9 protein-coding genes and 1 pseudogene are annotated in these 6,614 nt (G+C 44.4%); 8 read left to right on the top strand and 2 right to left on the bottom strand.

Annotated features, from left to right (window positions below; all coding sequences use genetic code 11):
• A partial coding sequence (locus KIO97_RS23190) for a transposase (protein WP_285384055.1) occupies window positions 1-310 on the top strand: 310 nt, incomplete at its 5' end.
• A gap of 12 nt (window positions 311-322) precedes the next feature.
• A pseudogene (locus tag KIO97_RS23185) lies at window positions 323-511 on the top strand (IS3 family transposase); the annotation flags it as partial.
• Window positions 512-608: 97 nt separating this feature from the next.
• Here the strand turns inward: KIO97_RS23185 and KIO97_RS23180 are convergent.
• Window positions 609-1,247 (bottom strand): recombinase family protein, encoded by a 639-nt coding sequence (locus KIO97_RS23180; RefSeq protein WP_285384054.1) that lies wholly within the window; start codon window positions 1,245-1,247, stop codon window positions 609-611.
• A 349-nt stretch (window positions 1,248-1,596) separates the two neighbouring features.
• Between KIO97_RS23180 and KIO97_RS23175 the strand changes: the two genes are divergently transcribed.
• The 6 genes from KIO97_RS23175 to KIO97_RS23150 all read left to right on the top strand — a co-directional run bounded on the left by KIO97_RS23175 (window position 1,597) and on the right by KIO97_RS23150 (window position 5,702).
• Window positions 1,597-1,833, top strand: a complete 237-nt coding sequence (locus KIO97_RS23175; protein WP_061027101.1) for an ANR family transcriptional regulator — start codon at window positions 1,597-1,599, stop codon at window positions 1,831-1,833.
• A gap of 68 nt (window positions 1,834-1,901) precedes the next feature.
• Window positions 1,902-2,309: a hypothetical protein gene (locus KIO97_RS23170; protein WP_285384053.1), complete on the top strand. Its 408-nt coding sequence runs from the start codon at window positions 1,902-1,904 to the stop codon at window positions 2,307-2,309.
• A gap of 146 nt (window positions 2,310-2,455) precedes the next feature.
• On the top strand, window positions 2,456-3,148 hold the full coding sequence (locus tag KIO97_RS23165) for a ParA family protein (RefSeq protein ID WP_285384052.1): 693 nt from the start codon (window positions 2,456-2,458) through the stop codon (window positions 3,146-3,148).
• 775 nt (window positions 3,149-3,923) lie between these two features.
• Window positions 3,924-4,565, top strand: coding sequence for a helix-turn-helix transcriptional regulator (locus tag KIO97_RS23160; RefSeq protein ID WP_285384051.1), 642 nt, complete (start codon window positions 3,924-3,926; stop codon window positions 4,563-4,565).
• 198 nt (window positions 4,566-4,763) lie between these two features.
• Entirely contained in the window at window positions 4,764-5,021 is a 258-nt protein-coding gene (locus tag KIO97_RS23155) for a hypothetical protein (RefSeq protein ID WP_145997107.1), read from the top strand.
• Window positions 5,022-5,276: 255 nt separating this feature from the next.
• A complete protein-coding gene (locus KIO97_RS23150; RefSeq protein WP_285384050.1) occupies window positions 5,277-5,702 on the top strand; it encodes a hypothetical protein in 426 nt (141 codons plus the stop codon).
• 157 nt (window positions 5,703-5,859) lie between these two features.
• Here KIO97_RS23150 and KIO97_RS23145 read toward each other — a convergent pair whose 3' ends face one another.
• Entirely contained in the window at window positions 5,860-6,498 is a 639-nt protein-coding gene (locus KIO97_RS23145; RefSeq protein WP_104038477.1) for a recombinase family protein, read from the bottom strand.
• Between the last annotated feature and the right edge of the window lie 116 nt (window positions 6,499-6,614).

Raw genomic sequence — 6,614 nt, 5'->3', positions numbered from 1 at the left:
TTACTTGACCACTACAAACCGATTAAAGAAAGAATCATCGTTTGCAGCCTTGTGTGGCGTTAATCCAATTCCAGCGTCATCGGGGAAAACTACCCGTCATAGGTTGAATCGAGGAGGTAGCCGTAGTGCGAATAACGCTCTTTGGACCGTGGCAATGGTTAGAATGCGTAGTGATCCCAGAACAAAAGACTATGTTGCACGAAGAACAGCAGAAGGGTTATCAACTAAGGAAATAACTCGTATCTTAAAACGTTATATAGCGAGAGAGCTATTCCCGCTAATACTGAAAGATCTAGCGAGTCTGTCTTGACATAGGAGCGTCAATGCTTGTGTTGAGAGCTTCTTCCATTCAATGAAAGTTGAAGCGATCCAGTATGAGCCGATCATGACGCGAGACGAGATGCGCCAAACGATCTTTGAATACATAGAGGTTGATTATAATCGGACAAGAAGGCACAGTGCTCTTGGGTATCTAAGCCCAGTTAACTTTGAAAATCAAAATGTCGCTTAATGAAGTGTCCAGTCTGGCTGGATCAGATCATATTGCTCGCCGCACTTCTGTCTGGCTCTTTGGAGAAATCGTTGTTCTCGATCTTGTCGTGATGGTTTTAACATGACGCCTTGTTTGTTTTGAGTAATTTAGAAACCTTAGAAATTGTATGCCTGGAGCAACCTATCAATGCTTCGATTTGGCTGTAGCTTTTCCCATCTTGCAGCAAACCTTCTATCTTCTGGTGCAGCTTGATATCAACCGGACGACCTTTGTATTTTCCTTCTTGCTTTGCTCGTTGCACGCCTTGCGCTTGGCGGCGACGCCTGTCTTCATAATCTTTTCTGGCCACGGCGGCTAGCATGTCGAGCATCATGCTATTGAGAGCAGCCAGCATGCGCTCGGTAAACTCGTCGGTGGTGTGCATAAATTGATGGCTGGTCGGTAAATCCAATGCCACGACCTTCAATCCTTTACTGGCGATGATGTTTTTGAGTTGCTCCCAGTCTTTGGTGTTCAGGCGGCTTATTCGGTCCACTTGCTCAACCAGGATAATGTCGCCTGGCATCGCGATGTCAAGGAGACGAAATAATTCAGGGCGATGTAATCGAGCCCCTGATTCGTTCTCCTCAAACCAATAGGCAACGGGATAGCCCATTTTGTCAGCAAACTCGATCAGGTCATTTTTTGCTCGCGAGGCATCTTGCTCGTCGGTCGAGGCTCTTAAGTAACCATAAATTCGGATATTGTGATTCATTGGTGCATTTTACATTGGTTTGTTTATGTTGGTGCATTATACATTTATTTTTCGACTTTAGTGCACTAAATTTACCTAGTGCATTAAAGGTACACTTTGATAAGAATCCCCAAGTAAAACGGTGGTTTCAGAGGTTACGTTATGACATTTTTCTCTGTCATCAGATATGGCTGCTATGCTTGTAGAGGAAGAGGTTGCGCCCTACTTTTTCATGATCGTGTTTGGATCCCCTCATTGGTGCAACTTCTTCCCACTGAAACGTTCCCTATGTCTGTGCCATCGAGGTGTAGATTGGATGTATCGAGAATGGGGGACAATCATTTTTTGCATCTGAGAAAGGAGGAAGTGTTTGAACTTTTCTTACCTAAAATCTGCGTCTATCGCTTGTGAACTTGAAAAGCAGCATGACTGGTCTGAAGCTTGTGAAGCGTGGCAAAGTGCGTTCGCGTTGGCGAATGAAGGAAGCCCTCAGGCTCACTGGGCTCATGCCCGTTTTGAGTTTTGCCTAGGACGAGCCCGCTCAAGGCGACAATGTCCCGTATTAAAGAAACAAGACATGTGGCACAAGAGGCGAGTTAGCGGCTAAGCGACTATGTCGTTGTATCATGGATGAACTCGAATGAGTTAAGCGTATTAGTCAATGGAGGAACGCCGATGATGCGTCAACTGCCGCGATTTTGTGTGAAAATCATCATGATGAGTGTTGTGATGTTTGCATGCATTGGGGTGGGGCAAGCGTTGCAATATACCAACTCCGTCACCGCATTACGCTACCAAACGGTGGTGGAATGGGTCGACAAGCACCCATCGCACACGGTGCTCGCTAACCAATTTACTGCCCACTGTTTAGCTTCCGAGCCTTTATTCTCTGAAAAACGTTGGCATGGCGTGTTGAGTAATAATGCGTCTGCTCGTATTTATGAGTGTGGGAAGAAGATAGGCGCCATACGTTTAGCAGAGCAGATCCGGCTGGTTGATACACAGTTGTATTCAGTGGCATGGCCTCTCTCGCTTTTGGTAGCGGACGGAAGGAAGAGCGAGAGCTCGCATCTATCTTTGTGAGACATGACCAAGGAATAAAAGCGTGGTGTTAGTTTGCCTACTGCTTAGTCTCGGTCAGCTCAGCATGGGATGGGTATGTCCGTCATTGACTTGCTTTGTCTTTGCTTCATCGAAGGGATGAGCCATATTTACTGTATTAGAGCAGAATGAATTTATCGAAGGGAGCGCCTTTGTACAGCAGGAAGCAAGACAAGATTAGTTTACATTACAGTCAAGCCAAAAAGGTTTTAGTGATGAACCAGAAAGGTGGGGTGGGGAAGTCAACTTGCGCGGCTGCGTTGCTGAGCCATTTGAGTCACTTAGGCTACAAGGTCGAATTGATTGATTTTGATCGACAGTGTTCGTGCCATGACTGGGCTAAAAATGCATTGCCAGGTTGCTCTCAGTCCTATCCGCCGTCACTGCGTAGCTTCTCTAATATGGCGATGACGCTTAAAGTGCGTCGAGATTCTGACTTTATTGTTATCGACTCGCCTTCCAATTTCAGTCAGGAAGAAATGGAAAGATACACGTATTTTACCAACGCCATATTATTGCCGATGTCACCGTCGCCGTTGGATTTACACACCAGCTTACCTTTTATCCAAGATCTTATTGAATCCGGCATATTGAGTGCTCGCAAGATTGCTTTAGCGTTTGTTATGAATCGTTGTGCTACGCATGATGAGCGTGTAGAGCGCACTGAGCAATTGTTGCAACACTTTCGGCAATACCCAACCCTTGGTAAGATTTCCGAAAATGTTCTTTATCAAGAGGCTTTCTTCGATAAACAAGCGCTCCCTGTGACGCTCGACCGTCAGCTCTGGCGACAGGTTATTGAGTGGTTGGAATGCTTGTGATGGCGGTGAGCGTTGGATAGGGCGCACCCACATATCAAGCTCAGGGCTACGAGTTTGCAATTGATTGACTCGTTTCGACGCCTCTTTAGTGCTCTATCACCTCACTAAAGAGGGAGTAGGTGTCATTGATGTGGTGCACGCGAAGGGGAAAATCGATACCACAAGTCTCGATGCTTGCTGTTGGCGTGGTTTGACCAGTGTAGAACTAAAGGACGTAGAGTGCTGAACACTGTTTCTCTTGAGTGGGCGCCTATTCTCGCGAGGCTCTCTTTGGTAAGGGAGGAGGTTGCGACGTCCGTTAGCGTGCTGGGGTTGAGGTATAGGGCCAAGGTAAGGGCTGTCGATGGCGGTTTGGCATCAATTGAACAAGATTGGGGGCTCAAACGTCGTCCCGTCTAATGTCTATAAGCTGATGGCTTCTTCAATAGAAAAGAGCTGAGCCTGACTTTTACCGCTCACACCCAGATAGCGTCGGCATTCCTCCAATCAGCGTCAGATGAAGCAATAAACACACCACTCCAGACCAGAGTCGAACTAGAGCCATGGGAGTAAAATGGCAAGTATTAGTTTCATTGTATATTGCCTCCTAAACCATCAGTGTAAGAGCCTGGTTCATTTTTCCTCTTTATTGCATTCAATTTTGCTCGCCAAGAAAAAGAGCAAGCTTAGCTCTAGTCCAAGCACAGTCCGTACTTTGCTGTGATGACTGCTATAGTTTTCCTATGGATAAAGGGCATAGAGAAAATAAGATGCCAGCACTCAGTGGTGGAAAAATATGAAGGCCAAACAGCTTGTTTTAATGGCGGAGAACAATCTGCAAACCCGTTTGATAAAGGAACAACTCTCTTTACCTGACACGGCGATCCGAACGTGTTTACCAAATGAAATCGTCCTTCACAGCGCTACCCTGCGTGTGGATCTGGTGATTATTGACTATGAGTTCATGCGGCAACTTGAAGATCGAGGCTTACTGCCGGACTTTGATTTGTTTGGGTGGTCGTTGATGATACATAATGTGCCAAAAGACTCGGTCATCAAAGACGTGCTTCGTTGGAAGTTATTGAAAGGTATTTTGTTGCGTAACGCTCCCCTCTCACACCTCAACACATGTGTTGAATACATCTGCCAAGGGGGGTTGTGGTTACCAAGACCATATTTAGAGACGTTGATCTATCGTTATCGACACTCAAACCAGAGCATGGATTGTCGACAAGCATACCTCACTCATCGAGAGAGACAAATTCTCGAACTGCTTTCCTACGGCCTGTCGAATCAACAAGTGGCATCGCAACTGTTTCTGACAGCCAATACGGTGAAAAGTCATCTTTACAAGTTGTATAAAAAGTTGGGTGTCCATCGACGAAGCGACGCCATCCAAGCGGTTCGTGTGGCTCTCCGGATTAATGATTATCGATAAAGGGTATGGATAGCTTTGAGGGTTAATGTGCATGCCGTTGTTTATTGTTAGCGCGGTTTGTGTTGTACTTATTGCGCTTAAAGCGCCTTGGCTCAACCGCCTGTGTTAAGTTGAGGCCATATTTATTTAGCCACAGTCACACTGTGGCTCTTTTTGTGAGACCAGACAATGCGATCTTACCATCGAAGGGGGATGTTTTTGGCGCTGTACATTCCCGCCACTCTGCTCTTTGGCACTTTAGCCTTTTTGGCGCCTGTGGTGGTCAACATATTGCTGTCCGTGACGGCGTTGGCGGTATCTAGCGAAACTCATATGGACGGGAACGCTTCACTTCTGATGTACAGTTTATTGCTGTCTTTTATTGCCAGTACGGTAATTGGCTTAGTAGGGGCGGCTTTTCCTAATCGTACGAGACGTTTCATTCGAGCGGTGAACGCTTATTCTCGACGTGAATAAAAATAACGATGCTTTAGCTTCATCGGTCTCCTGGAAACCTCAAGACAAAGTATTGGGTAGCTAAAAATGTTTACCATAGCAGAAATGTCGCTAACCTATACCCGATGGTTTTCTGGATCAGTAAGGTGTATTTTTGGACAATTCAAAGTCAGGTTTCTGGAAATAGAGAGATAGGCAGGAGTAAGATTAATGCAACTTGACATTAAAATTAAACCTTAATTAAACTTAACTAGTGTTTCAATAGAGTGACAAACAATGATTCCACCAGTTATAAGTTGTTCAGTATCTTCTGTAGTGGAGAAAGTAGTTAATAAAGCTAAATCAGAGAATGTTGACGCGTCAAAAGATTTTTCTGAGTTAACGAAAGATGAAAAAAATCATGTGATTAAATTGTTGCGTGCACAAGGCGTCCCACAAGCAAAGATCGCTGAATCAATCGGGATCAGTGCCCCTGCAGTATCGCAACGTCTTAAGCGTATTGACGAGAGACCAAACCAAACAGAAAATAGTGCGCATACGCTTGAAGGGTTATCAAAAGTTGCAAGTTTATACGATGCTGGATTTTCAGACGATGCTATCGCTGGTTTATACCAAGAATCTGACATTGAAATTACAGCTCAAGACATTTCATCTTTTCGAAAAGTTTACTATGCAACAAGTAACTTAAAGAGTAAACTTTAATTCCTCTATGCAAGCATTCGTGGTATGAAAAACAATTAATTATCTGGTCGTATTTGTTTGTGGAGACTGCGTAAGTTTCGATATAGAGCACTGGCCATTTAAATAAGTCAGCCATGACAGATTATAACATGATGATTTCTTCCCCTTCTGTTATCGCTCAAAAGTCACTGTTACTCTCTTTGGATAGCTTTTGGGCAACACGTATGACGGTGCGAGGAGAGACATTAGCTAGCTTTGCAGTGTCATGAATACTGAGCTTATTGACAACTCTTAATTGATAAATCTTCTTGTGGAGTTCAAGGTTCGGCTGTCTACCCCGATATTTCCCTTCCTCCTTCGCCTTTTTTATTCCCTCTGCTTGACGGCGACGTCGGTCTTGGTAGTCCTTTCGAGCGATGGCTGCTAGCATGTCCATCATCATACTGTTGATCGCTTTGAGCATTGAAGTTGTGAACTCGTCGGTCACTTGAGCAGAGAGTGCAATGTGACTTGTTGGTAAATCGAGACTGATCACTTTCAATTCTTTCTTGTTCAGCATTTCTTTCAATATGAACCAACTTTTTTCATCTAAGCGTGAAAGTCGATCTATTTGCTCAATGATGATTGCATCACCAATTGCCGTATCATCAAGCAATCGTAGAAGTTCAGGTCTTTGTAGAGATGCCCCTGATTCATTTTCAATATACCAACCCGCAACACGATGACCTTTTTGCTGTACAAACTCTTGCAATGTATTCTGTGCACGTTTTGCATTCTGATCACTTGTTGATGCTCTAAGGTATCCAAAGATGTACATAACTTCCCTTGTGTGACATATAGATTATGATCTTAATGTGTGTGTCATTTATGTTATGACATTATAGTATTTGGTGTCAAATTCAGCTTGTGGTGTTTAGGTATACTTAAATGACA

The sequence above is a fragment of the Vibrio sp. B181a genome, from assembly GCF_030248375.1.
GTDB classification, from domain to species: domain Bacteria; phylum Pseudomonadota; class Gammaproteobacteria; order Enterobacterales; family Vibrionaceae; genus Vibrio; species Vibrio campbellii.
Note: the sequence above shows the minus strand (reverse complement) of the source record. Positions and strands in the feature narration are given on the sequence as shown.

What these genes read in the sequence shown, in the direction of transcription:
- KIO97_RS23180 (WP_285384054.1), bottom strand. Translation starts at nt 1,247, where the DNA reads ATGAATCACAATATCCGAATTTATGGTTACTTAAGAGCCTCGACCGAC.
- KIO97_RS23170 (WP_285384053.1), top strand. Translation starts at nt 1,902, where the DNA reads ATGATGCGTCAACTGCCGCGATTTTGTGTGAAAATCATCATGATGAGT.
- KIO97_RS23165 (WP_285384052.1), top strand. Translation starts at nt 2,456, where the DNA reads ATGAATTTATCGAAGGGAGCGCCTTTGTACAGCAGGAAGCAAGACAAG.
- KIO97_RS23160 (WP_285384051.1), top strand. Translation starts at nt 3,924, where the DNA reads ATGAAGGCCAAACAGCTTGTTTTAATGGCGGAGAACAATCTGCAAACC.
- KIO97_RS23150 (WP_285384050.1), top strand. Translation starts at nt 5,277, where the DNA reads ATGATTCCACCAGTTATAAGTTGTTCAGTATCTTCTGTAGTGGAGAAA.
- KIO97_RS23145 (WP_104038477.1), bottom strand. Translation starts at nt 6,498, where the DNA reads ATGTACATCTTTGGATACCTTAGAGCATCAACAAGTGATCAGAATGCA.